General features: G+C 68.4%; 1 protein-coding gene. It reads left to right on the forward strand.

Translation table 11 applies throughout. The features are described 5' to 3' along the window. Window positions 1–980 (forward strand): aconitase family protein (locus ABD908_RS27420; protein WP_345002082.1); only part of this gene is annotated, 980 nt, incomplete at both ends.

A 980-nucleotide genomic window follows, 5' to 3' on the forward strand; every position in this document is an offset into this window, starting at 1 on the left:
CGGTGACGGACATGCTGCGTCGGCACGGGGTGGTCGGCAAGTTCGTCGAGTTCTACGGTGAGGGTGTCGCCGAGGTGCCGCTGGCCAACCGTGCGACGTTGGGCAACATGAGCCCGGAGTTCGGGTCCACCTGCGCGATCTTCCCGATCGACGGGGAGACCATCAACTACCTGCGGCTGACCGGGCGCACCGACCAGGAGCTCGCGCTCGTGGAGGCGTACGCCAAGGAACAGGGCATGTGGCACGACCCCGACCGCGAACCCGCCTACTCGGAGTACCTCGAGCTGGACCTGGGCACCGTCGTCCCCTCCATCGCCGGCCCGAAGCGCCCGCAGGACCGGATCCTGCTGTCGGAGTCGAAGACCGCGTTCCGCAAGGACATCCACAACTACGTCGAAGAGAACCACCCCGCGCCGGAGACCAAGCTCGACGAGGCCGTCGACGAATCCTTCCCGGCGTCGGACTCCGCCGCCCTCTCGTTCGCCGACGACGGTGCCGTGCGCGTCCAGTCCGCGGCCAACGGGTCCGAGGGCCGGCCGAGCAAGCCCGTCAAGGTGACCGGCGAACGCGGCGAGTTCATCCTCGACCACGGTGCGGTCGCGGTCGCGGGCATCACCTCGTGCACCAACACGTCGAACCCCTCGGTGATGATCGGCGCCGCCCTGCTGGCCCGCAACGCGGTGGAGAAGGGGCTGACGTCCAAGCCGTGGGTCAAGACCAACATGGCGCCCGGCTCGCAGGTGGTCACCGACTACTACGAGAAGGCCGGTCTGTGGCCGTACCTGGAGAAGCTGGGCTTCTACCTCGGCGGGTACGGGTGCACCACCTGCATCGGCAACACCGGCCCGCTGCCGGACGAGATCTCCCGGGCGGTCAACGAGGAGGACCTGACCGTGGTCGCGGTGCTCTCGGGTAACCGCAACTTCGAGGGCCGCATCTCCCCCGACGTGAAGATGAACTACCTCGCGTCCCCGCCGCTG

The sequence above is a fragment of the Tsukamurella soli genome (assembly GCF_039541155.1).
Classification (GTDB): Bacteria; Actinomycetota; Actinomycetes; order Mycobacteriales; family Mycobacteriaceae; genus Tsukamurella; species Tsukamurella soli.